The sequence below is a fragment of the Nonomuraea sp. NPDC051941 genome, from assembly GCF_044593615.1.
Window position 1 is genome coordinate 247,066 of sequence record NZ_JBIUCF010000013.1, and the last position, 21,771, is coordinate 268,836.

Annotated in this window: 22 protein-coding genes; 10 read left to right on the top strand and 12 right to left on the bottom strand. The window is 71.0% G+C overall.

Annotated features, from left to right (window positions below):
• Position 1 precedes the first annotated feature (1 nt).
• Positions 2 to 1,324 (top strand): cellulose binding domain-containing protein, encoded by a 1,323-nt coding sequence (locus ACIHFD_RS23415; protein WP_397368691.1) that lies wholly within the window; start codon positions 2 to 4, stop codon positions 1,322 to 1,324.
• Here ACIHFD_RS23415 and ACIHFD_RS23420 read toward each other — a convergent pair.
• The gene (locus ACIHFD_RS23420; RefSeq protein WP_397368692.1) at positions 1,319 to 2,308 is read right to left on the bottom strand and encodes a LacI family DNA-binding transcriptional regulator; all 990 of its coding nucleotides are present in this window, start codon (positions 2,306 to 2,308) and stop codon (positions 1,319 to 1,321) included. The genes ACIHFD_RS23415 and ACIHFD_RS23420 overlap by 6 nt on opposite strands.
• A 241-nt stretch (positions 2,309 to 2,549) precedes the next feature.
• Between ACIHFD_RS23420 and ACIHFD_RS23425 the strand changes: the two genes are divergently transcribed.
• From ACIHFD_RS23425 to ACIHFD_RS23440, 4 genes are read left to right on the top strand one after another with little or no spacing between them, the layout of a single operon-like run.
• Positions 2,550 to 3,851, top strand: a complete 1,302-nt coding sequence (locus ACIHFD_RS23425; RefSeq protein WP_397368693.1) for an ABC transporter substrate-binding protein — start codon at positions 2,550 to 2,552, stop codon at positions 3,849 to 3,851.
• A complete protein-coding gene (locus ACIHFD_RS23430) occupies positions 3,845 to 4,759 on the top strand; it encodes a carbohydrate ABC transporter permease (protein ID WP_397368694.1) in 915 nt (304 codons plus the stop codon). The genes ACIHFD_RS23425 and ACIHFD_RS23430 overlap by 7 nt, the downstream gene beginning before the upstream one ends.
• The gene (locus tag ACIHFD_RS23435) at positions 4,756 to 5,583 is read left to right on the top strand and encodes a carbohydrate ABC transporter permease (RefSeq protein ID WP_363978396.1); all 828 of its coding nucleotides are present in this window, start codon (positions 4,756 to 4,758) and stop codon (positions 5,581 to 5,583) included. Before ACIHFD_RS23430 ends, ACIHFD_RS23435 begins: the two co-directional genes overlap by 4 nt.
• Before the next feature lies 1 nt (position 5,584).
• Positions 5,585 to 8,176, top strand: coding sequence for a family 78 glycoside hydrolase catalytic domain (locus ACIHFD_RS23440; protein ID WP_397368695.1), 2,592 nt, complete (start codon positions 5,585 to 5,587; stop codon positions 8,174 to 8,176).
• Here ACIHFD_RS23440 and ACIHFD_RS23445 read toward each other — a convergent pair.
• On the bottom strand, positions 8,133 to 8,471 hold the full coding sequence (locus ACIHFD_RS23445) for a DUF6223 family protein (protein ID WP_397368696.1): 339 nt from the start codon (positions 8,469 to 8,471) through the stop codon (positions 8,133 to 8,135). The two genes, ACIHFD_RS23440 and ACIHFD_RS23445, sit on opposite strands and share 44 nt — an antisense overlap.
• Positions 8,472 to 8,682: 211 nt before the next feature.
• Here ACIHFD_RS23445 and ACIHFD_RS23450 point away from each other — a divergent pair, with 211 nt between their 5' ends.
• Positions 8,683 to 9,810, top strand: a complete 1,128-nt coding sequence (locus ACIHFD_RS23450) for a sensor histidine kinase (protein ID WP_397368697.1) — start codon at positions 8,683 to 8,685, stop codon at positions 9,808 to 9,810.
• Positions 9,807 to 10,469: a response regulator gene (locus ACIHFD_RS23455; protein ID WP_397368698.1), complete on the top strand. Its 663-nt coding sequence runs from the start codon at positions 9,807 to 9,809 to the stop codon at positions 10,467 to 10,469. Before ACIHFD_RS23450 ends, ACIHFD_RS23455 begins: the two co-directional genes overlap by 4 nt.
• On the opposite strand, the gene ACIHFD_RS23460 is transcribed toward ACIHFD_RS23455, so the two are convergent.
• The 7 genes from ACIHFD_RS23460 to rplK form a co-directional block, all read right to left on the bottom strand.
• Positions 10,433 to 10,888 (bottom strand): lasso peptide biosynthesis B2 protein, encoded by a 456-nt coding sequence (locus ACIHFD_RS23460; protein ID WP_397368699.1) that lies wholly within the window; start codon positions 10,886 to 10,888, stop codon positions 10,433 to 10,435. The genes ACIHFD_RS23455 and ACIHFD_RS23460 overlap by 37 nt on opposite strands.
• On the bottom strand, positions 10,885 to 11,142 hold the full coding sequence (locus tag ACIHFD_RS23465; RefSeq protein ID WP_350723274.1) for a lasso peptide biosynthesis PqqD family chaperone: 258 nt from the start codon (positions 11,140 to 11,142) through the stop codon (positions 10,885 to 10,887). The genes ACIHFD_RS23460 and ACIHFD_RS23465 overlap by 4 nt, the downstream gene beginning before the upstream one ends.
• Complete coding sequence (locus ACIHFD_RS23470; RefSeq protein ID WP_397368700.1) at positions 11,139 to 12,989, bottom strand: lasso peptide isopeptide bond-forming cyclase; 1,851 nt, start codon at positions 12,987 to 12,989, stop codon at positions 11,139 to 11,141. The genes ACIHFD_RS23465 and ACIHFD_RS23470 overlap by 4 nt, the downstream gene beginning before the upstream one ends.
• A gap of 13 nt (positions 12,990 to 13,002) precedes the next feature.
• Positions 13,003 to 13,110, bottom strand: a complete 108-nt coding sequence (locus ACIHFD_RS23475; RefSeq protein ID WP_350723271.1) for a keywimysin-related RiPP — start codon at positions 13,108 to 13,110, stop codon at positions 13,003 to 13,005.
• A gap of 254 nt (positions 13,111 to 13,364) precedes the next feature.
• Positions 13,365 to 13,901: a hypothetical protein gene (locus ACIHFD_RS23480; RefSeq protein WP_397368701.1), complete on the bottom strand. Its 537-nt coding sequence runs from the start codon at positions 13,899 to 13,901 to the stop codon at positions 13,365 to 13,367.
• 222 nt (positions 13,902 to 14,123) lie between these two features.
• A complete protein-coding gene (locus ACIHFD_RS23485) occupies positions 14,124 to 14,540 on the bottom strand; it encodes an HIT family protein (RefSeq protein ID WP_397368702.1) in 417 nt (138 codons plus the stop codon).
• A 34-nt stretch (positions 14,541 to 14,574) separates the two neighbouring features.
• On the bottom strand, positions 14,575 to 15,000 hold the full coding sequence (gene rplK, locus ACIHFD_RS23490; RefSeq protein WP_355194027.1) for a 50S ribosomal protein L11: 426 nt from the start codon (positions 14,998 to 15,000) through the stop codon (positions 14,575 to 14,577).
• A gap of 45 nt (positions 15,001 to 15,045) precedes the next feature.
• On the opposite strand from rplK, the gene ACIHFD_RS23495 reads away from it, so the two are divergent.
• From ACIHFD_RS23495 to ACIHFD_RS23505, 3 genes are all read left to right on the top strand, one after another.
• Positions 15,046 to 15,939, top strand: a complete 894-nt coding sequence (locus ACIHFD_RS23495) for a MerR family transcriptional regulator (protein WP_397368703.1) — start codon at positions 15,046 to 15,048, stop codon at positions 15,937 to 15,939.
• A 241-nt stretch (positions 15,940 to 16,180) separates the two neighbouring features.
• On the top strand, positions 16,181 to 16,675 hold the full coding sequence (locus tag ACIHFD_RS23500) for a hypothetical protein (RefSeq protein ID WP_350723261.1): 495 nt from the start codon (positions 16,181 to 16,183) through the stop codon (positions 16,673 to 16,675).
• A 137-nt stretch (positions 16,676 to 16,812) separates the two neighbouring features.
• Positions 16,813 to 17,493, top strand: coding sequence for a hypothetical protein (locus ACIHFD_RS23505; protein ID WP_397368704.1), 681 nt, complete (start codon positions 16,813 to 16,815; stop codon positions 17,491 to 17,493).
• On the opposite strand, the gene ACIHFD_RS23510 is transcribed toward ACIHFD_RS23505, so the two are convergent.
• The 3 genes from ACIHFD_RS23510 to ACIHFD_RS23520 all read right to left on the bottom strand — a co-directional run.
• On the bottom strand, positions 17,405 to 19,357 hold the full coding sequence (locus ACIHFD_RS23510) for an NACHT domain-containing protein (protein ID WP_397368705.1): 1,953 nt from the start codon (positions 19,355 to 19,357) through the stop codon (positions 17,405 to 17,407). The genes ACIHFD_RS23505 and ACIHFD_RS23510 overlap by 89 nt on opposite strands.
• The gene (locus ACIHFD_RS23515; RefSeq protein ID WP_397368706.1) at positions 19,358 to 20,302 is read right to left on the bottom strand and encodes a class 1 isoprenoid biosynthesis enzyme; all 945 of its coding nucleotides are present in this window, start codon (positions 20,300 to 20,302) and stop codon (positions 19,358 to 19,360) included.
• A 206-nt stretch (positions 20,303 to 20,508) separates the two neighbouring features.
• On the bottom strand, positions 20,509 to 21,771 hold a 1,263-nt coding region (locus ACIHFD_RS23520; protein ID WP_397368707.1), incomplete at its 5' end, for an N-acetylmuramoyl-L-alanine amidase.

Genomic DNA, 21,771 nt, shown 5'->3' on the forward strand with positions numbered 1-21,771 from the left:
GATGAGTTACGTTCGTCGCCGGTTGCTTGCCATCCTGCTTCCCGGCTTCCTGGTCGTGCTCTGCGCCTTCGTGTCCTTGACGGAACAGTCCGCCGGTGCGGTCGCCGACCCGCCCGGCCCGGTGACCGGCAACGCCACCTACTTCGACGGACTCGGCTCGCCGTACGGCGGCTGCGGGATGCCCCAGGCGAGCCTCGACTCGCAGGACTTCGTCGCGCTCAACGTCTACAACACCCCCGGCGACTACGCCTTCTACGCCCGGCCGCTGACGGGAGCCAACCTCAGCAAGGCCGGGTTATGGAACAACGGCCTCAACTGCGGCCGCTACGTGCAGGTCGAGATCAGCGACTACTGCACGGGCACCAACGACGGCGCGCCGAACCAGGCGTTCTGCCGCAACGGCTCCTGGGTCTCCGACGCCTACAACGGCGCGAAGCTGACCATGCTCGTCGCCGACAGCTGCGGTGACTCCAACGGCTGGTGCCGCGACGATCCCTACCATCTGGACCTGTCCAAGGACTCGCTCAACCGGTTCGTGAAGAACGGCGGCGCGATCGGGGACATGTACCCCAACCACTGGAACAACAGGCACGTCACGTGGTCGTTCGTCCCCGCGCCCAACTACAGCGGCGACATCAACATCGGCTTCCTGCAGGGCGCCCAGGTCTGGTGGCCGGCCATCTCCGTCTCGCACCTGGCCAACGGCATCCACGGCGTCGAGTACTACGCCAACGGCACCTGGCAGACGGCCCAGATGAACAGCGACATGGGCCAGTCCTACGTCATCGGCGGGACCACGTCGGGCGGCGGCCAGTTCCAGATCCGGGTGCGGGACGCCACGGACACGCTGATCAACGGCGGGCGCGTGTACAGCTTCTCGCTGCCGTCGGCCTGCAACCCGCAGTGCGGCACGCCGTACACCAAGGTCACCTACACCACCTCGCAGGGCCCGACCTCCACGCCTACACCAACCCCGACGGTGACTCCCACGGTGACCCCCACCGTGACGCCCACGGGCGGCACCGGCGTCTCCTGCAGCGTGAACCACCAGGTCGCCAGCGCCTGGCAGGGCGGCTTCACGGCCAACGTGACGGTGAAGAACACGGGCACTTCGACCTGGAACAACTGGACGATCACGTGGACCGCGCCGTCCGGCGTGTCCCTGGTCAACGGCTGGGGCTCCACCGTCACGTCGTCGGGCACCACGTGGACGATCAAGGCGCCGAGCTGGGCCACGAGCCTCGCGGCGGGCGCGACGGCCACCTTCGGCTACCAGGCCAACGGCCCGTCCACGGCCGCCCCGACCGGCATCACCTGCTCATAGCCCGGGAGGCGCGGTGGAGCGGCGCACGACCAGGCTCGGCGTGACGGAGAAATGCACGGCGGTGGTGCGGCCTTCGATGCGTTCGAGCAGCAGCCGCCCCGCCGTACGGCCCATGACGGCGCCGTCCTGGTTGACGGTGGTCAGCGCGATGTTGGGATGGGCGGCCAGGCGGGTGTTGTCGTAGCCGGCGACGGAGACGCCGTCCGGGACGGTGAGACCGGCTTCGTGGAGCGCGGTCAGGACACCGAGCGCCGACTCGTCGGAGCCCGCGAAGATCGCGGTCGGACGCGGGGACCGGCTCAGCAGCTCGTGGGCGCCGCGATAGCCGCCGTCCTCGGAGTACGAGGTCGCGACGACGGCGATCTCGTCGGCGAACCCGTGGTCACGCATCACGCGCTCGTAGGTCTCGGCCCTGATGTGCGGCTTGTGGTCGGCGGGTTGTCCCTGCTCCTCGTGGAAGGTGATGTGCCCGATGCGACGGTGACCGAGCGCGATCAGGTGCTCCATGACGAGCTCGGAGCCCGTACGGTCGTCGTCGACGATCGAGTCGTACGCCGGTGAGCGATCGTGCCGGCCGAGCACCAGGGTGGGGATCTCGCGTGCCACCCGCTCCAGCTGCGTGCGGCCGGCGAGTGGGGCGATCATGAGAATGCCGTCCACCTGCCGGTCCATCAGGGCGTCGATGGCTCGTTCCTCGGTCTTGTTGCGGGTGCCGCCCTGGATCATGATCGCTTGGTAGTCGGACTCCGCGAGCTGCTCCACCAGGCCGCTCATGATCTCGGCGTAGAACGGGATCCCGATGTGCTGCATGAGGACGCCGATGGTGAACGACCGTCCGCGCAGCGCGCGGGCGGCGGCCTGGGGACGGTAGCCCAGCTCGTCGATGGCCCGCTTGACGCGGTCCCGCATGGCCTCGCTGACCCCGTAGTCGTTCCGGATGACCTTCGAGACCGCCGCCTTGGAGACCCCGGCGAGTTTCGCCACGTCGGATATGGTCACTCTTCGTCGTCGCTCAGGCGCGACCATGGGCATCCCTTCTCGAAGCCGAGTCCTGCCGATTGTACGCCCGCGTAGACCGGTTTACATAGGCCGTGAGATGCGATGTCTCTTCTAGGGCATATGGCGTAGACCGGTCTACGTTTTTCCTTGACCGCTGGTGGCGTAACGGCTACGTTAACTCGCATCGGGGGCCCGTTAAAACGATTCAACGACCTGTAGGGGCACTGTGAAGACCTCTCACCGCATGCTCGCAGCGGGCCTGGCCGTTCTGACGACGGCGGCACTGACCTCCTGCGGATCCGACTCCGGGACGGCTGCCGACGGCACCGTCACCCTGTCCTTCCTCATCGACAACGGCGCGTCGACCACGGCGAGAGCCAAGGGGCTCGCGGGCGCCTTCATGCAGGCCAACCCCAAGATCAAGATTGAGACCGAGACGCGGCCGGGCGGCACCGAAGGCGACAACCTCATCAAGACCCGGCTCTCGACCGGCGAGATGTCGGACGTGTTCTGGTACAACTCGGGCTCGCTGCTCCAGGCGCTCAACCCGGCGCAGACCATGGTCGACCTGACCGGCGATCCGGTGCTGGCCGACGTGCAGAAGGAGTACCTGCCCGCCGTGACCCAGGGCGGCAAGGTGTACGGCGTGCCGTCCGGCAGCATGAGCGGCGGCGGCATCCTGTACAACCGAAAGGTCTACGAGCAGCTCGGCCTCCGGGTGCCCAGGACCTGGGCCGAGTTCATGGCCAACAACGACAAGGTCAAGGCGGCCGGGATCACACCGGTGATCTCCACGTTCAAGGACACCTGGACCTCGCAGCTGCTGCTTCTCAGCGACTACTACAACGTCCAGGCCGCGGTCCCGGCCTTCGCGCAGGACTACACGGCCAACAAGGCCAAGTTCGCCACCACCCCCGCGGCCAGGGCCGGGTTCGATCACCTGGCCGAGGTGCACGCCAAGGGCTACCAGAACGACGGCTTCGGCTCGGCCACCGCCGAGCAGGGCATGAAGATGCTGGTCGAAGGCAAGGGCGCGCACTACGCGATGACCAGCTCCCAGATCCCGCCGCTGGTGGCCACGATGCCGCAGGCCGCCACCGACATCGGCTTCTTCGGCGTCCCCGGCGCCGACGCGGCCAAGAACGGCGCCACCGTCTGGGAGCCGCCCGGGGTCTACATCGCCAAGACCACCGAGCACCTGGACGCGGCCAAGAAGTTCCTCGCCTTCATCGCCTCCCCGGCCGGCACCGACGCGATCAGCAAGGCCGTCCAGCCCGCGGGACCGTTCCGGATCAACGGGGCCAAGCTGCCGGACAACGCCATCCAGGCGGCCAAGGACCTGCAGGCCTACCTGGACAAGGGCGCCACCGCCTCCGCGCTGGAGTTCGTCTCGCCGGTCAAGGGCCCGTCGCTGGAGCAGATCACCGTCGCGGTCGGCTCCGGGCTGACGCCGCCCGCCGAGGGCGCCGCGCAGTACGACAAGGACGTGGACAAGCAGGCCAAGCAGCTGGGGCTGCCCGGATGGTGACCCAGCAGGACGCCGGGCCCCGCACGGGGCCCGGCCCGGCCTTGCCCCGTCCCCACGCAACGGCCTACCCGTACGCGCTCTACCTGCCGGCCGCGGTCGTCTACCTGGTGATCTTCCTGGTGCCGACGGCGATGGCCTTCTACTTCGCGCTGACCCGCTGGACCCTGTTCGACAGCACCTTCGTGGGGCTGGACAACTTCCGCGACTTCTTCGCCGAGCAGAACCTGCGCGCCGGCTTCGCCAACACCCTGGTCTACGCCGTGCTCACCTCGGGGCTGAAGGTGGTGCTCGGGCTGCTGCTCGGCGTGCTGCTCACCTCACGGCTGCGGCTGCGCGGCTTCCTGCGCTCGGTGGTGTTCTTCCCCGTCCTGGTGTCGACGGTCGCGGTCGGCATCACCTTCAGCGCCCTGCTCAGGCCGGACACCGGCCTGGTCAACAAGGCCCTGGCCGTGGTCGGCGTCGACGGCCCCGACTGGCTCGGCGACGCCGGCACCGCCCTGCTGTCGGTGGCCCTGGTGGACGTGTGGAAGGGCGTGGGCCTGGCCACGGTGATCTACATCGCCGGCATCATGTCCATCCCCCGCGACTACTACCAGGCGGTCGCCGTGGACGGCGGGGGCGCCTGGCACCGCTTCCGCCACGTCACCCTCCCGCTGTCCTGGCCGGCCACGTACTCGGTGATCGTCCTCTCCCTCATCGGGGGCCTGCGCTCCTTCGACCTGATCTGGACGATGACCCGCGGCGGACCGGGCTTCACCAGCGACACCATCGCCTCGATCATCTACAAGCAGTACCAGGCCGGCTTCTTCGGCCTGTCCACCGCGGGCAACGTGATCCTGTTCGTGGTCGTGACCGCCATCGTCGTCCCCCTGAACCGCTTCCTGGCCGAGAGGCAGGTGACTTCGTGAGAGCACTCAAGAGATTCGGCGCGGAGGGGATCGCGCTGCTCGGGGCCGCCGTGGTCTTCCTGGTCCCGTTCTCGTTCATGCTGCTGACCGCGGTCAAGGACCCCCTCCAGTCCGCGGACCTGGACTTCTCCTGGCCGAGCGAGTGGCGGGTCGTCCAGAACTTCCTGGAGGTGATCGAGGCACATGACTACGTGCTGCTGCGCGCCTACCTCAACAGCACGATCCTCACCGTCGTGTCGGTCACGCTCGTCGTGCTCTTCGCCGCCATGGCCGCGTTCGTGCTGCAGCGCCGCGCGGGCCGGATCGGGTCGCTGGCGAACTTCCTGGTCCTGGCCGGGCTGATCATCCCGCCCGCGATCGTCCCGACGATCTGGCTGCTGCAGGCCATCGGTCTGTTCAAGACGCTGCCCGGGCTGATCCTGATCGAGGTCGCCTTCCATCTGTCGTTCGCGGTGCTGCTCTTCCGCGCGTTCGTCGCGGCCATCCCGCGCGAGCTGGACGAGGCCGCCATGATCGACGGCTGCACCGGGCCCGCCCTCTTCTTCCGGGTGATCTTCCCCCTGCTCAAGCCGGTCACCGTCACCGTGATCGTGACCAGCTCGGTGGCGGTCTTCAACGACTTCGTCAACCCGCTGTACTTCCTGCCCGGCGACGACAACGCGACCGTGCAGGTGACCCTCTACAACTTCCAGAGCCAGTACAGCACGCAGTGGAACCTGCTGTTCATGGACATCGTGCTGATCACGATCCCGCCGCTGCTGCTCTTCGTCTTCTTCAACCGCAAGATCGTGGCCGGGATGACCGCCGGCGCCATCAAGGGATGACATGACCTCTCCGCACGTCCACGCCCCCACCTTCGAACACCACCGCGAGCCGCTCGGCATCGGCGAGAACGCGCCCCGCCTGTCGTGGACCGTCGCCACCGACCTCCCCGGCTGGCGGCAGGCCGCCTACGAGATCGAGCTCGGCGACGGCACGGCGAGCGGACGCGTCGAGTCGGCGGAGTCGGTGCTCGTGCCCTGGCCCGGCGAGCCGCTGGGCTCGCGCGAACGGCGCGGCGCCCGCGTACGGCTCCACGGCCACGACGGCTCGGCGAGCGACTGGAGCGAATGGTCGTGGGCCGAGACCGGCCTGCTGGAGCCCGCCGACTGGCAGGCCGGCGCCGCCGCACCGCCGCCGGCACTGCTCGGCCCGCCCGACGGCCCCGCCCTCCTGCTGCGCCGCGACTTCACCCTGCGCGGCCCGATCGCCCGCGCCCGCCTGTACGTCACCGCCCACGGCCTGTACGAGGCCGAGATCAACGGCCACGCCGTCGGCGACGACGTGCTCGCCCCCGGCTGGACCAGCTACGGCCACCGCCTGCGCTACCGCACCCACGACGTCACCGCCCTCCTGCGCCGGGGCGCCAACGCCATCGGCGCCACCCTGGCCGACGGCTGGTACCGGGGCCGCATCGGTTTCCTGGGCGGCACGACCGGCGTCTACGGCGACCGTACGGCGCTCATCGCCCAGCTCGAGATCGCGTACGAGGACGGCACGACGGAGACGGTCGTCACCGACGGCTCCTGGCGCTGCGCCACCGGGCCGATCACCGCCACGAGCCTCTACGACGGGGAGAAGCACGACGCCCGGCTGGTGCCCGCCGGCTGGTCCGAGCCCGGCTTCGACGATTCCGCCTGGCTGCCCGCCGACGTGCTCGCCCACGACGCGGCCCGGCTGGTCGCCCCCAGCGGTCCCCCCGTGCGCCGGACGGAGACGCTGAGCCCGGTCGCGGTGCTGACCGGCCCGGGCGGGGAGACGATCCTCGACTTCGGCCAGAACATCGCCGGCCGCCTGCGCATCCGCGTCCAGGGCCCGGCCGGGCACACCGTCACGCTCCGGCACGCCGAGGTCCTGGAGAACGGCGCGCTCGCACTGCGGCCACTACGCCAGGCTGCCGCGCTCGACGCGTACACGCTGCGCGGCGACGACGGGCCCGAGGAGTGGGAGCCCCGGTTCACCACGCACGGCTTCCGCTACGCCCAGGTCGACGGGTGGCCCGGGGAAGTCGGCCCGGCCGATGTCCAGGCCGTGGTCTGCCACACCGACCTGCGGCCCATCGGCGCGTTCGACTGCTCGGATCCGCTGCTGAGCCGCCTGCACGACAACGTCCGGTGGAGCATGCGCGGCAACTACGTCGACCTGCCCACCGACTGCCCCCAACGTGACGAGCGCCTGGGCTGGACCGGCGACCTCCAGGTCTTCGCCCCGACCGCGGCGTTCCTGTACGACTGCACGGGAGCGCTGGCGTCCTGGCTCGCCGACCTGGCCGCCGAGCAGGCCGATCTCGGCACGGTGCCGTCGTACGTGCCGTGGGTGCCGCTGAAGTTCCCGCCACGCTCCGCGGCGGTGTGGGGTGACGCCGCGGTGCTCGTCCCGTGGGTGCTCTACCGGAGCTCCGGCGACCTCGCCCTGCTGCGCAGGCAGTACGCCAGCATGAAGGCGTGGGTGGAGCACGTCACGTCCCTGGCTGGCGACGACCACCTGTGGAACGAGGGCTTCCAGTACGGCGACTGGCTCGACCCCGCCGCGCCCCCCGACAAGCCGGGCAAGACGCGTACGGACCCCGCGCTGGTCGCCACCGCCTACCACGCCCGCACGGCGCGCGTCCTTGCCGACACGGCGGCGCTGCTCGGCCACCGGACCGACGCGGCCCGGTACGGCGAGCTGGCCGAGGCCGTGCGAGCCGCCTTCCGCCGCGAGTTCGTCACCCCGTCGGGCCGGCTGGCCTGCGACAGCCAGACCTCCTACGCGCTGGCCCTGGCCTTCGACCTGCTGGAGGGACCCGCGCAGCGGGAGCGGGCCGGGCGGCGCCTGGTCGAGCTGGTCGTCCAGGACGGCCACCGCATCAGCACGGGCTTCGCCGGCACGCCGCTCATCTGCGACGCGCTCTGCTCGGTCGGGGCGTACGACACCGCCTACGAGCTGCTCATGCAGCGCGAATGCCCGTCCTGGCTCTATCCGGTGACGATGGGCGCCACCACCATCTGGGAGCGCTGGGACAGCCTGCTGCCCGACGGCACGATCAATCCGGGTGAGATGACCTCGTTCAACCACTATGCCCTGGGTGCGGTCGCCGACTTCCTGCACCGCACCGTCGCCGGACTCGCCCCGGCCGCCCCCGGCTACCGCCGCCTGCGCATCGCGCCCCGGCCGGGCGGCGATCTCACGCACGCCTCGGCCCGCCTCGACACCCCGTACGGCCTCGCGGCCGTCTCGTGGGAGCGGGACGGCGAGACGCTCACGGTCACGGCGACCGTGCCCCCGGGGACGGCCGCCGAGGTGGACCTGCCGGGGAGCGTCCTGCACGAGGTGGGCGCCGGGACCCACACCTTCACCGTGACCGGGAAGAGCTGCGGGCCAGGCCCAGCCCGCTGAGGGCCACGCCGACCAGCCCCACCAGCAGGGCGACGACGCCCCCGACTATTCCGTAGCCGGTGCCCGGACCGCCCTCGGCGGCGGCCACGACCAGCCCGCCGACGACCGCGCCGGCCAGCCCCGCCGCCAGGGCCACGACGGCCCTGGCACGACCGGTGGAGCGGGCCAGGGCCAGCCCGCCGAGGACCACGCCGACCAGCCCCAGCGCTATGGCCACCAAGGACCAGAGACGCCCGGGGGTCAGGTCATAGGCGTTGACGTCCGGGGCTGTGGCGAGCAGATGACGGATGATCATGAGGTGCTCCTTCTCCTACGACCGGATGTCGAGCATGTCCGCCGGAGCCCTCGCCGGTCGTCCGCCTGACGTGGGCAGTTCGCGGTGCCGCCGATGCCGCAGCCGGCTACCGCGAATGCCGCACAAGCCGCGCAGGTACCGCGGGTGCGGTAGCCGGCCGCTCATCCGTGCGGTGGAGTCGCCCGCGGCGGTATCCGGCTAAGGTGCGCGCATGAGCACAGGACGGTTCGGCGTCCCGGCGGCTGTCACAGACTGGGCGATCGCCGGGGGCGTGGCCGCGGCGCTGCTGGTCACCGGGCTGTCCGGGCAGCACTCCGCCACCTACCTCGACCTGCTCGGCTACGCGCTGCTGGCGGCCGGCGGGCTGGCGCTGGCCGCGCGCCGCCGGGCCCCGGTTCCCGTCCTGGCCGTCACCGGGCTGTGCGCGGCGGGTTACCAGGCGGCCGGGTTCGACGTGCCCGCCGTCGCGTACCTGTTCGCGGTGTACGCGGCCGTGCGGGCCGGTCATCGTGCCGTCACGGTGGCGGTGAGCGTGGCCATGCTGGCCGTCCTGCCCCTCGCGGCCCTGGCCTCGGGGCTGCACGACACGGGCGAGGCGTTCGCGCAGGCCAGAGGCGCCCTGGAGCTGGCCTGGCTGGTCGCGGCCGGTGCCGCGGGTGAGGCGCTGCGGCAGGCCGAGCGGCGGGCGGACGAAGCCGAGCGCACCCGGGAGGAGACCGCGCGGCGGCGCGCCGACGAGGAGCGGCTGCACATCGCGCGGGAGCTGCACGACTCGCTCACCCACCAGATCTCGATCATCAAGGTGCAGGCCGAGGTCGCCGTCCACGTGGCCCGCAAAAGGGGCGAACCGGTGCCCGAGGCCCTGCTGGCGATCCAGGAAGCCGGACGCGAGGCGACCCGGGAGCTGCGCGCGACCCTGGAGGCCCTGCGCGACGACGACACGAGCCCGCCGCGTGGGCTCGACGACGTCGCGGAGCTGGTCGAACGGGCCCGGACGACCGGCCTGGACGCGACGCTGACGATCGGGGGACAGCGCCACGACGTGCCGGCCGCAGTGGACCGGACCGTCTACCGGATCGTCCAGGAGTCCCTCACCAACGTCGCCCGTCACGCCGCCGCCGCGACCGCGTCCGTCCGGATCGACTACCGTCCCGACACCCTCGCGGTCCGCATCGACGACGACGGCAGGGCCACCCCGGACGCCGCCCCGCCGCCCGGCGTCGGGCTGCTCGGGATGCGCGAACGCGTCACCGCTCTCGGCGGTCGCCTGCGCGCGGCACCGCGCGAGGAGGGCGGCTTCACCGTCCAGGCCGAACTTCCCGTGGACCGTACGTCATGATCCGTGTCCTGCTGGTCGACGACCAGCCGCTCCTCCGCAGCGGATTCCGCGCGCTGCTCGACCTGGAGGACGACATCGAGGTGGTGGCCGAGGCCGCCGACGGCCAGGAGGGCCTGGACCTGGTCAGGCGGCACCTGCCGGACGTCGCGCTCATCGACGTCCGGATGCCGGTCGTCGACGGCATCGAGGCGACCCGCCGCATCGCCGCCGACCCGGCCCTGGCCGGGGTGCACGTCGTCATCCTGACCAACTACGGCCTGGACGAGTACGTCTTCAACGCGCTGCGCGCCGGCGCGGCCGGATTCCTCGTCAAGGACATCGTGCCGGAGGACTTCCTGCACGCCGTACGCGTGGCCGCGCGCGGCGACGCCCTGCTCGCACCGTCGATCACCCGCAAGCTGATCAACCGGTACGTCACCCAGCCGCTCCACGCCGCCACCGGCACGGGGCTGAAAGAGCTGACCGGCCGCGAACGCGAGGCCGTCGCCCTGGTCGCGCAGGGCCTGTCCAACGACCAGGTCGCCGACCGCATGGCGATCAGCTCGCTGACCGCGAAAACCCACATCAACCGGGCCATGGCCAAGCTCAATGCCCGCGACCGCGCCCAGCTCGTGGTCTTCGCCTACGAATCCGGACTGGTGGTCCCCCGCAACTCCTGACCTCTCGGGGCGACAGCGATCAAGGGGGCGAGATACCCCTCCGGTGTGGGCTCGTCCACCGCCCTGCCCTCCGCCTCGACCCAGGCGTGCGCCCCGAACGGGGGCCGTACCCGGACACCCGTACACCACGTCGGCCACGAGCCCCGCATCCGGCACAGCAGGGCGGTGGCCAGTGACCGGGGAAGGCAGCCGTGCACGCCCAGGCAGGTGAGGCTCACCGCGAGCACCGCGTCCTTGGCGACCTTGGCCTCGGCGTACGTGGCGGGCCTGGCCCGCCGGCTGAGCAGGGTGAGCACGGTACGCAGGCGCCGCGGCGGCAGCACGGCCAGCGAGAACGCTGCCCCCACCGCCATCCGCGCCGCCAGCCTGGCCCGCCACGGAATCCCCTGCGGCCGCTCCAGCGCGCTCGGAACGGTCACGGCGCCACCAACCCGGCCGCCCGCAGCTGCTCCAGCAGCGCCAGCACATCCTCCAGGGCCTCCCCGTGCCCGACCTCGAACTCCGCCGCCAGGGCCGCGGCCGCCTGCTCCGTGGTGTCGCCGTCCAGCAGTCGGCGCACGGCCAGCGCGCCGCTCGGATTGAGCTGCCAGAAGTCGCCGTTGCGCTGGTTGAGAAGCACGATGCCGTAGTCGGTGTCGGCGGTGGACACATCGGCGCTCAGCCGCAGGCTCATCGGCCGTCCTCCTTGTCGAACGGCTCCAGGGTCCGCAGCCAGACCTCGCAGCCGATGGTCGAGTACAGGATCGCCTCCCGCAGTCCCGGCGTGTCGGGGTGCGCGGTGAGGTCCTTGAGCAGGGCGGTGTCCACCAGCCCGAGCCGGGCTAGCCGGGAGTCCGTCCAGAGCGCCTGCATGTCGGGGCCGTGGCGGCGCAGTCCTTCGGCGGCGTCGAGCGAGGCCTCCGCCTTGCTGGTCCGCCGCAGGCACTCCTCGGGCACGACGCCGCGCATCGCGGTCGTCAGGAGGGGTTTGTAGCGCCACGGCGTCACCCGGTCCTGCGGGCGTACCGACAGGCACGCCTCGATCACCCGGTCGTCGAGGAAGGGGGAGGCCATCGGCAGCCCCGCGCGGACGCTCATCTGGTCCCACTGGCGGATGATCCGGCAGGTGTCGTGGATGGCGTGCAGGTCGGCGTGCTGCCCCCGGTCGGCTCCCAGCGGCTCGGCGTACGGGGCGGTCTCGGCGAGCACCTCGGCGGCCATGCGGCCCGCGTCCTGAGTGATCCATGGGAAGAGCCGGGGCGGCACCCCCCAGCCCAGCGCGCCGGACACGGGTGGCGGCAGCGGGGCGCGCAGGTCGGCGAGTGAGCCGGTCAACCAGCGGCGGTAGGAGCGGCGGTCGGCCAGCGTCCGGAGCATCGGTCCGTACGGCCAGTGGAACAGCGCGCGGAAACCGCGCAGCCGCCCGATCGCCAGCATCGGCCGCCTGAGCAGCAGCCGGTGGTAGCTCGCCTCCGAGCACCAGGCCACGTGATCGCCGCCGATGCCGGTCACGTGTAGCCTGCTGCCCCTGGCGGCCAGCCGGGGCAGGTGCGCCAGCACCCTGGCGCGGTCCATGACGCCGATGGTCGGCTCGTCCAGCGTGTCGTCGACTCTCAGCAGGTCCTCGTAGACCAGCGGCGACTCCTCCGCCGGCCAGACCACATGCTCCGCGCCGCGCAGGTGGGCCGCCGCGCGCCGGGCCCACGCCAGGTCGTCGTCGGCCGGGTCGCGGCCCGGCCAGGTGGAGGCGATGAGGTGCGCCTCCTGCCGGGCGGCGCCCAGGAAGCACAGCGACGTGGAGTCCAACCCTCCGGACAGGTCGAAACTCACCGTGCCGCCCGCCTTGGTGCGCGCGCCGACCGCGTCGTCGAGCGCCCGCCGGACGTCCTCGGCGGCGTCGGACAGCGTGCGGACGGGCTGGGGATGCGTCCACCAGCGGCGATGCCCTGCGGTCACCCCGTCCGTTGCGACGGTCAGGTGGTGGCCGGGTTCGACGGCGGTGACCGACGGCCAGAGGGGGAGGTGCGGCAGGGGATGTGGCACCGGCCAGAGCAGCCGTACGGCCAGGCGCCGCACGTCGAGCTCGGCCCCCGTGGCGGCGGCCAGGACGTCGGCGCGGTCGGAGGCGACGGTGAGCCCGTTCACGCGCGCGTGAAAGACCAGCCGGAGCCCGGACGCGGTGCCCTGGACGCGTAACCGGCCGTCCAGCGCGGCGACGAGGTGGAAGCTGCCGGGCAGGGTCCGGGCCAGCCGGTCGAGGTGCGCCGGGTCACGCAGCCGGCTCGCCTCCGCGGCCAGCCGTTCGGCGTCGAAGGCGCAGCGGCCGATCACCGCCAGCCTGGTGGCGCCCGCCTCGGCCACCGTCATCTCCTCGTCGGACCAGTGCCCGACCAGCCAGGGCCGTCCGGAGGCGTAGGTGACGGTGCGAGCAGTCGCCGTACGCAGGACCGCCGCCACGGCGGGCGCGGCCTCGTGGTCGGGGAGGACCACGAAGTACGCCTCGCCGTGGTGCGGCCGGCTCAGCATGCCGCAGTCGGGCATGGACTGTCCGATTTCAGTTCTTGCTGAAGATCAGGCGGTCGTTGCCGTGCAGGGCCAGGAGGCCGGTGGCCTTGCGGAAGGATCCGGCTGCCATCAGACGGGGCTTCTCGTAACGCTTCATGCGTTTTCCTTTCGGCTCGCTCCATGCATTACGGGGATGACTTTGCATGGCCTGCGGCCGTTTAGTCCAGGATGACGTCATAGCGCGCTTTCTCCTCATAAATCGCCCAAAATGGCGCGGGCGATGAGGTGGCAAATCCGCTCAATTGGACAACCATGTGTGCCGTACAGCCACAAAAATGTAGCAAAAAGCGATGAATGCCGTGCCCGGAGAGCTTCCCGGGCACGGCATTCATCATCGGTGGATCAGGCGACTCACTTACGCGTGAGATCGATGAAGTCGGTGCAGTTGTCAGGCCACTCCGGCGTCCCCTTCGTGCCCGGGGTCGGGAAGACGGTGCACCTGCTCTGGGCCACCTTGCCGCGCTCGTTCAGCACGGTGATGTGCACGGTGTCGCCTTCGTCGGGCGCGGCCAGGGTGATGTCGACCAGGCGGCCGAAGTCGCGCGGCAGCAGCTCGGTCAGGTCATGCCACTGTGGCATCGTCCGCGGGTCCCTGATCGCGACCCTGTCGTCGCGGATGACCCCGACGAACTTGGTCGGCGGCCTCTGCGGGTCCTCCGGGTCGCCCTGGAAGGCGGAGTCGATCGCCCGGGTCGGCTGCTCTTCCTTCTCCGACCTCGGATCGGTGGCGAGGTTGATCGCGGTTGCCGCCGTGTTCACCGTGCTGTGAACGCTGGTGCCGGCCGTGGCGCCCGCCGACGCCGTAAAGGTCAGAGTCGCGAATCCACTGGCCGCCGCCGCTGCCACGGCAAAGGCCAGCGCGTTTCTGATGCTTCGGTGCTTAATCATCTGTTTCTTCCCCTGTAGGTCGGATTCGGAAGAATCGGACTTAATGCCACATCCCCCTGATGGTGCGAGCTGGAGGTACCCGCTCGAACGCGAGATAACGCGCGTCGGGGATCGACTTGGAGAAAAAGATGGAAATGATCAAAACGGGTGATTATCAGACCGTCTTTTCTTGGGCAGCTGGGTGCAGCGGAACAGGCGAGTGCAGGAACGCTTTCGCCGGAGTCACGTAAGGGCTTCCCGGATCAGCGCCGCATCCTGGTCGAGCAACTCCCGCGACCGCTTCTTCCCGCCGGCGGTGACCACCACGCCGTCTCCCGGGAAGCGCGGCACCACGTGCAGGTGGAGATGGAAGACGTCCTGACCGGCGGCCTCCCCGTCGGCCAGGGACAACCGCACCCCGTCGCAGCGCAGCCCCGATGCCCGCAACGCGCCCGACACCCGCCGCGCGGTGCGCCAGATCGCCGTACCGACCGCGTCATCGGCGTCCGCCAGCCCGACCACGTGTACGCGCGGGATCACCAGCACATGGCCGACCGTGGCCGGCTTGTGGTCCATGATGGCCACCACGCTGTCGTCCTCATGAACGACGCCGGCCTCGACGCGCCCGGCGATGATCTCGCAGAAAACGCAGATTCCCATGCCCATCATGATCTGGCCGAGCGGGATCCCGGTTCTAGTCGCGGACGGTGAGGCCCATGGAACGGGCCGTTCCCGCGACGATCTTCTCGGCCTGATCCAGGTCGGCGGTGTTGAGGTCGGGGAGCTTGGCCTGGGCGACCTCGCGGAGCTGGGCACGGGTGATCCAGCCGCCGCTCTGGTGGCCCGGGCGCGGGCTGCCGCCGTCGAGCCCGGCGACGCGCCGGATCAGCGAGGCGGTGGTCGGCTGCTTGGTGACGACCTCGAACGACCTGTCCTCGTACACCGTGATCACCGCGGGGATCACGAACCCGCGCCGGTCCTGCGTCTGCGCGTTGTACTGCCGGCAGAACTCCATGAGGTTGATGCCGAGCGGGCCGAGGTCCTTGCCGACGTTCGCCGGACCCGCCTCGCCGGCCTGAATGTGCAGGGTGACGACCCTGGCTATCTTCTGCTTCGCCATGTCGGCTACGCTAAAGTCTCCAGTTACTGGAGGCTCAAGGGAATTATGAGCTACACGATCGGCCGCCTGGCGAAGCTGACCGGCCTCCCCGTGAAGACGATCCGCTTCTACTCGGACGCGGGCGTGCTGCCCGAGCGCGAGCGCACTGCCGCCGGCTACCGGCTCTACGGCGATGAGGACCGTGCGCGGCTGGAGCTGATCCGCACGCTGAGGGAGATCGGGGTCGACCTGGCCACGATCCGCTCGCTCGGCGACCGCCGGCTGAGGGACGTACTCGATCTTCACCTCAAGGCGGTCGAGACGCAGCTCAGATCGCTCCAGCGGACCAGGGCGGTGCTCAGGGCGACGCTCGCCCGGGACGGCGATCCCGCCGAGGAGGATCTGAGCAGACTCCACGCGCTCGGCCGGCTCGGCGCGGCCGAGATGGAGATCCTGCTGGACGAGTTCGTCGACGAGGTCGGCGGCGGCATCGAGGGCCGGCACGAGTGGCTGACCCAGATGCGCGACGCCATGCTCCCCGAACTGCCCGAGGAGCCGACCGTCGCGCAGCTCGACGCCTGGCTGGAGCTGGCCGACCTGCTCGCCGACGAGGACTACCGCGACAGCCTGCGCCGGCAGAACACGGAGTTCTGGGAGGAGGACCGGGATTTCGACGCCTGGCACGAGATGAACGCCCAGATCATGCGGGAGGCGCTGACCGCTTCGCGGGCGGGCATCGAGCCCGGCTCACCCGAATCCGAGCCGATCCTCGATCGGATCCTGGCGGTGATGGGGCAGAGCCGCGAGGAGCTGCTGCGCACGTTCGACGAGCACGACCCGCGGGCGGCCAGGCTGTGGGAGCTGGTGTCGATCATCGAGGACAGGCCCTGGCCGCCGGAGCAGACGATCGCGTACGGCTGGATCGAGGCCACGCTGCGCCACTTCTTGGAGGGTCCCTAGACGCAGATCCAGCTGCGCACGCTTTCGGCAGGGTGCCTGGTACGGGGGGCTTCGGTGCGGGGGCGAAAGCGCGATGACGACCGGCACGGCCGGCGCGGTTATTTTTGCGCGGTCTTCCGAAACCGCGAGGGCTAGTTTTCCGGGGTGCACGCGAGCCGGTGACCGCCGCCTCGGCCGGCGACAGCGTGCGGCCGCTCGCGCGTCCGCGCGAGGGGGACGGCTCACATCAGGAGAAACTCACATGACCATGCCCACAACCGCCCCATCACGCCGCCGCCGCGGCCTGCGCCTGTCCGCGCTGGCCGCCGTCGTGGCCGCGGGCGCGCTGCTGGCGGGGAACGTCAACGCGGCCGAGGCGGTGCCACCGGAGGTGATCAGCCGGTGGGACAACGAGATCGTCCACTCCAACGCCCTCAGCCCCGGCTTCAGCGGGTTCCTGGGGACGGGCTCGTACACGATCACCGCGAAGCTGTACGCCGAGAACACCGGTAACTCCGCGATCGACTACCTCTGCACGATCGGTACAGGTCCCAACTCGGACGGCGACATCACCGAGGTGACGCTGGCGCCGCACAGCAGGCACAGCATCTTCCTCAACGTCGTACACACCTACCCCGGCACGGGGCCGCTCAGCTTCGCCTGCTCCAAGCCGGCGGGCGCGTCCCAGGTGCTGATGAAGCAGGTGAAGATCACCGCCGTGAAGGTGAACACGCTGGACAACCAGCCGTTCGGCTGATCGGCGCGATGACCGGAAGAAGGGCCGCGACATCCGGAGGTCGCGGCCCTTCAGGCTGGGCCGGTGCCGCGTCCGACAGAACGAGATGAGCCGGCAGGCCAGTAACACCGGGCGGCGTCTCGGGTGATACTGGCAAGATGCCGGTCACCTACGGGCCCGAATACTCCCGCCCCGACCTGCCGGTCCCGCTCGTGCCGCTGCCCGGGCTGCCGGTGACGGTGCGCCGAGTTCTGGCCGGGCCGTCGCCGGAGCGCGCCCCCGCGGCGACGTTCGGCTGGGCGGTGCTCACCGCCGCGCTCGCGCTGGCGGCGACCTTCGCGCCGCATCCGCTCTTCTCCGCCGCCACCTGGCTGACCGCGGCGTACGTGGTGGCCCGGGTCATGGCGCTGCGCCTGCTGGCGCGCGCCCAGCGCCGGTTCGAGCCGGACTGGCTGGCCGCGCAGACGCGGGTGCTGCGCGGGCACGGCTTCGACATCCTGCGCTGTACGGTCGGCGGCCGGGTCTGCGACCTGACCAGGCCGGGCGACGTGGAGGCGCTGACACGGGCCGAGCCTGACGAAGAGGTGGTGCTGGAGTTCGGCTACCGGCCCGCGACGGGCGGGCGCGTCGCGGTCGAACGGGTCCGCCGCAGGCGCGCGGAGCTGGAGATCCGGTACGCGCGCTTCGCACCGGACAGCGGCCGGGCGCGCTTCCCCGAGGCGAGCTATGCCATCGGCGCGAACGACCGGGTCACGGCTTGGTCGCTGGCGGGGCAGGTGGTGCTGACTCCGGCGGTGTCGGCCCAGCTGCGGCCTGGTCCTGCAGGAGTTCGTGCCTGAACTGGTAGTAGGGCCCCGTACGGCGGAGCACTCCGCGCTCGTAGGCGTCGTGCAGGAAGGTCATCAGCCGCAGCGGCAGCACCCGCCGCGCCGCGAACCACAGCCGGACGTCGACGAACCGCCCCCACGCGCTCGGCGCCATCATCGTGACGCCGAACCCGGCCGCACCGAGCACCGCGCCGTTGGCGGCGCTGATGAGCGTCTGCTGCCAGTGGCCGAGGGCGAGCAGCCATACGTGGTCCCTGACCCGCAGCCCGGCCTCCATCCACCAGCCGAGGTAGGCGCCCATGGCGAGCCCGATCAGGCCGCCCGCGGCGAAGGCCAGCAGCACGGCGGCCCGGTCATTGCGCAGGAAGCCGTCGGGCGTGCCCGCCTTTTCCACATTGGCGGGGGCCAGGGCAAGGGAGGCGGCCAGGAAACCGACCAGGAACACCGCGCCGTCAGTGAGCGCGTAGGTCACCCCGTCGTACAGCACCAGGACGATCACCATGCCGGGCACCACGCACACCAGGCCCTGGCCGAGGCGGCGCAGCAGGTAGCGCCGGGTCAGCGTCTTGCGCAGCTTCGGCCGCGCCTCACGCGGGTAGTGCTGCCTGGCCAGCGACACCGCGAACCCGCTGGCCAGCCCGATGGCCAGGCCGAACCACCAGCCGACCGACCCCAGCCCGAACAGCGCGGTCACGGCGGCGCAGAGCGGCCCGAAGAGGGCCATTCCGAGCACGGCCTGGAGGGCGGGGATCACCGCGCGGGGCAGCGCGTGGTGCAACTCCCACCAGGCCAGGTCGTGGGTCCCCCTGCGGCGTAGGAAGTCGGCCAGGAACCGAAGGTAGCGGGCCGCCTCCTCGGGGCTCCACCGCTGATCGGCCTCCGGTCCCGGCCGGTAGACGGCCGGCACGAACCCGGCGACCAGGCCCTGCCTGATGTGCGGGGCGGTGCCGTCGATGCGCGGGGTGTGGCCGCTCTCGCAGGTGCGCGCCGCCAGGAAGATCATCAACGGGGTGTCGAGCGCCTCGGCCAGCGGACCGCCCGGCTCCGCGCGCAGCCGGGCGACCAGCGCGGCGGCCTCGGGTACGTCGCCCCAGCGCGACTCCAGGTATCCGGCGGCGCCCGCGGCGTCCACCGGCAGCAGCCGCGCCACCGGCGTCCCGGCGAGCCTGCGGGCGACGGTGCCGGTGAACGCCTCGACGCGGCTGGTCAGCATGTACGAGCGGGACCAGCCCTCGTCGATGGCCCTGACCACTTCGGTACGGCGTGCCGGCGGCACCTCGTCCAGACCGTCGAACACGGCCAGCAGGCTGCCGTTCGCGATCAGCCGTTCCAGCGCGCGGGGAGCGGCCCGCAGGAACGGGTACTCGGCGGCCAGCCGCACCGCCACCCACTCGCGCAGGGCCAGCCGCGGCTCCCATGACGACAGCGGCAGCGTGACCGGGATCGGCCGGTGCTGCGCCGAGGACATCCGCAGCGAGAGGAGCAGGCCGAGCGTGGTCTTGCCCGAGCCCCGCCCGCCTGTCACCACCACGGGCCCCTTCATGGTGAGGAGGTGGTCGGCCAGTTCCTCGATCGTTCCGGGAAGGGAGCCGCCGGACTCGGAGCGGATCGGGATGCCGCGGCTGTCCGGGACGTCGCGGTTGCCCGCTTCCCGCCTGGCCGTCTGCATGACCTGGTCGGCCAGTCTGTCGGCCAGGTCGGAGGCCTCGTCCGGAGGGCGCTCGGCGCGCAGGGTGCCGATGTAGGCCACGACGAGGGCGGCCGCGGCGATGACCGCCTCGACGTTGGACCAGCCGCCCACCGCCAGCCGTACGACCGCCAGAAGGACGAACGCCAGCGGGAGGAGGACGAAGAACGCCGTCTTCAGCTTGCGCATCTACGAGGCTCTCTTCGGGGGGATGGCGTGTTTGCCGCCGGCCAGTAGCAGCCCCAGCGGGGTGTCTCTCGTTCTCTTGGCGCGTCCGTGCTGGTGGCGTTTGAGCACGTTGACCGCCAGGAGGAGAAAGAGCGTCGCGGCGAAGGGCCGGGCGGCGGCGCCTCCGTAACAGGCGGCCAGCCGGGGCCGCAGGGCCAGCAGGCGGGCGCCCACCTCGGCCAGGCTCACCTCGCCCCGATTGACCAAAGTGCCGATGCCGGCACGCAGGTCGGCGTCCTGGTCGAGGTAGTCGTCCAGGAGCTGCAGCGCCTCGCCCGCCTCCATCACCGCGTCGCGCTGCACCACGCTCATGTCCGGATGCACCAGGCCGAACAGTACGAGGCCCGCCAGCCCGCCCTTCCCCCGAGTGATCTTGCCGAGCTGTGCCGCCGGGGTGGCGGGATCGCGCTGCTTGCGGGAGAGCACCTGGTAGTCGTGCAGTTCGAGCAGCGCGGTGTGCCAGAGCTCGCCGGGAGCACGGCGGCGGATCTCCGCGTAGAGCGCGGCCAGCAGGCGCTGGTGATGATCACGTGAGGCGGCATGCCCGTCGGCTTTGAAGAGGGACGCCACCCATGAGTCGATCGCCGGGTCGCCGCCGTTGTCGATCATGTCGTCGTAGAGCCGGGCGACCGATCCGGCGAGCATGACCAGCTCCCCGTCACAGGACCGGCCCGCCATCCTGGCGTAGGCATGGATGCCGACGTTGAAGCTCAGCGCGGTGCCGCGCAGGGAGTCGATCATCGCCTCGCGCTCGGGCTCGGAGAACACGTCGCGGACGATCGGTTCGACGGCCCGCTCGAAGTCGCGTACGGCGTCGGGAGCGCAGGCGACGGCGTCTTTGAGCGCGACGGGAAGGGCGATCGCCAGCCGGGCACAGCGCAGAACGGTCAGTAGGTCGCGAATCACTACGCTCCCATCGACAGACGGTGAGCGCATGATGACACGGCACCGGGCTACGGTAAATACGGCTTTCCCGGGTTGGCGGCCCTCGCCCGATACGGAGGTCAGACGCCTTTATCGTCCGCGTGTCGTCAGCCGCAATTGCCCCACGGCAAAGCTGTGGCCGGATCGCGAGCCCGCGCGATCCGGCCACAGGTCATAGGGTCAGCGGATCAGCCGCCGCAGTGTTCGAAGGGGCTCTCGTACGTGCTCGTCCCGGCCTTGCCGCCCCACTTGACGCACTTGTCGGCGGCGGTGGCCCGGATGGGTCCGGCGTAGTAGTCGAAGTTGCCGGTGTCGGTGGCCCGGGTCTTGCCCTTGACCTCCAGGAAGGCGGTGGTGGCGGTGGCCTTGCCGAGCGAGGCCTTCTTGATCGTGGCCACGCAGTTGTTGCCGTTGGCGGAGTTGAAGGTCAGGTAGACCGTGCCGCTGGAGCCGAGGGCGGCGGAGTCGATCACCTTGTAGCCGGTGCCGCAGACGGACTCGGCGGTGTGCGGGTTGGTGCCCCCGCCGCCGCCACTGCTGCCGGTGACGTACTGCATGTACTTGGACCAGTTCCAGTACCGGCCGGGGTCGGTGTGGTCGGCGCCAGGGACCTCGTTGTGGCCCACGATGTGGCTGCGGTCCTTGGGGATGTTGTACCGGTCGGCGATGTTGCGGGTCAGCGCCGCCGACGCGCGGTACATCGTGTCGGTGAACCACGTCGCGTTGTCGACGAAGCCCTCGTGCTCGATGCCGACCGAGCGCCGGTTGTAGGTGCCGGCGTGGAAGGCCCGGTTCTTCTCCCTGACCGTCTGGGTGATGGCGCCGTCGGAGGAGCGCACGACGTAGTGGGCCGAGGTGGGGTTCGGCCGGGGCCCGGTCTGGAACCAGGAGATCGTGCCGGCGTAGCTGCCCTGGGTCACGTGGATGACGATGCGGTCGATCGCGTCGCTGGTGGGCCGGTTGGAGACGGCGTAGTTGCTGCTGTGCGCCGGAACCCACCTGGCCGACGGATAGTCGGTGCTCGCCGCGAGGGTGCTGGGCTTGTCGAGGTCGTCCGCGTCGGCGTACGGGCCGCGGTCGGGCGTCACGGTGCTCGCCGGTACGGTGACGCTCTCGCCGCCGGGGGTCGTGGCGCGGATCCCCTTGGCGAGCTCCTCGTAGACGGTGTCGGCGTACAGCCGGGCGACCGCGGGGGAGGAGGCGCCGCCGTACTTGGCGACCGCCTGGTACCACTTGCCCGCGTCCTTGCGGGCGGTGGCGTCCAGCTTGAGCTCGTCGGCGAGAGCACGCAGCACGGCCGCGCCGCCCGTGATGTTGGCCGCGTCGTCCGACTTGAGGGCGGACACCGGCTGTTTGGTCAGCGTGGCGGCCTTGTCGAGGGTCTTGGCGGTGACCAGGTGCATCACGCCATAGCCGCCGTCGGCGCTCGGCTGGCCCTGGTGCCCGTCCAG

What these genes read in the sequence shown, in the direction of transcription:
- ACIHFD_RS23415 (WP_397368691.1), top strand. Translation starts at nt 2, where the DNA reads ATGAGTTACGTTCGTCGCCGGTTGCTTGCCATCCTGCTTCCCGGCTTC.
- ACIHFD_RS23430 (WP_397368694.1), top strand. Translation starts at nt 3,845, where the DNA reads ATGGTGACCCAGCAGGACGCCGGGCCCCGCACGGGGCCCGGCCCGGCC.
- ACIHFD_RS23440 (WP_397368695.1), top strand. Translation starts at nt 5,585, where the DNA reads ATGACCTCTCCGCACGTCCACGCCCCCACCTTCGAACACCACCGCGAG.
- ACIHFD_RS23445 (WP_397368696.1), bottom strand. Translation starts at nt 8,471, where the DNA reads ATGATCATCCGTCATCTGCTCGCCACAGCCCCGGACGTCAACGCCTAT.
- ACIHFD_RS23450 (WP_397368697.1), top strand. Translation starts at nt 8,683, where the DNA reads ATGAGCACAGGACGGTTCGGCGTCCCGGCGGCTGTCACAGACTGGGCG.
- ACIHFD_RS23455 (WP_397368698.1), top strand. Translation starts at nt 9,807, where the DNA reads ATGATCCGTGTCCTGCTGGTCGACGACCAGCCGCTCCTCCGCAGCGGA.
- ACIHFD_RS23465 (WP_350723274.1), bottom strand. Translation starts at nt 11,142, where the DNA reads ATGAGCCTGCGGCTGAGCGCCGATGTGTCCACCGCCGACACCGACTAC.
- ACIHFD_RS23470 (WP_397368700.1), bottom strand. Translation starts at nt 12,989, where the DNA reads ATGCCCGACTGCGGCATGCTGAGCCGGCCGCACCACGGCGAGGCGTAC.
- ACIHFD_RS23475 (WP_350723271.1), bottom strand. Translation starts at nt 13,110, where the DNA reads ATGAAGCGTTACGAGAAGCCCCGTCTGATGGCAGCCGGATCCTTCCGC.
- ACIHFD_RS23480 (WP_397368701.1), bottom strand. Translation starts at nt 13,901, where the DNA reads ATGATTAAGCACCGAAGCATCAGAAACGCGCTGGCCTTTGCCGTGGCA.
- ACIHFD_RS23485 (WP_397368702.1), bottom strand. Translation starts at nt 14,540, where the DNA reads ATGGGAATCTGCGTTTTCTGCGAGATCATCGCCGGGCGCGTCGAGGCC.
- rplK (WP_355194027.1), bottom strand. Translation starts at nt 15,000, where the DNA reads ATGGCGAAGCAGAAGATAGCCAGGGTCGTCACCCTGCACATTCAGGCC.
- ACIHFD_RS23495 (WP_397368703.1), top strand. Translation starts at nt 15,046, where the DNA reads ATGAGCTACACGATCGGCCGCCTGGCGAAGCTGACCGGCCTCCCCGTG.
- ACIHFD_RS23500 (WP_350723261.1), top strand. Translation starts at nt 16,181, where the DNA reads ATGACCATGCCCACAACCGCCCCATCACGCCGCCGCCGCGGCCTGCGC.
- ACIHFD_RS23505 (WP_397368704.1), top strand. Translation starts at nt 16,813, where the DNA reads ATGCCGGTCACCTACGGGCCCGAATACTCCCGCCCCGACCTGCCGGTC.
- ACIHFD_RS23510 (WP_397368705.1), bottom strand. Translation starts at nt 19,357, where the DNA reads ATGCGCAAGCTGAAGACGGCGTTCTTCGTCCTCCTCCCGCTGGCGTTC.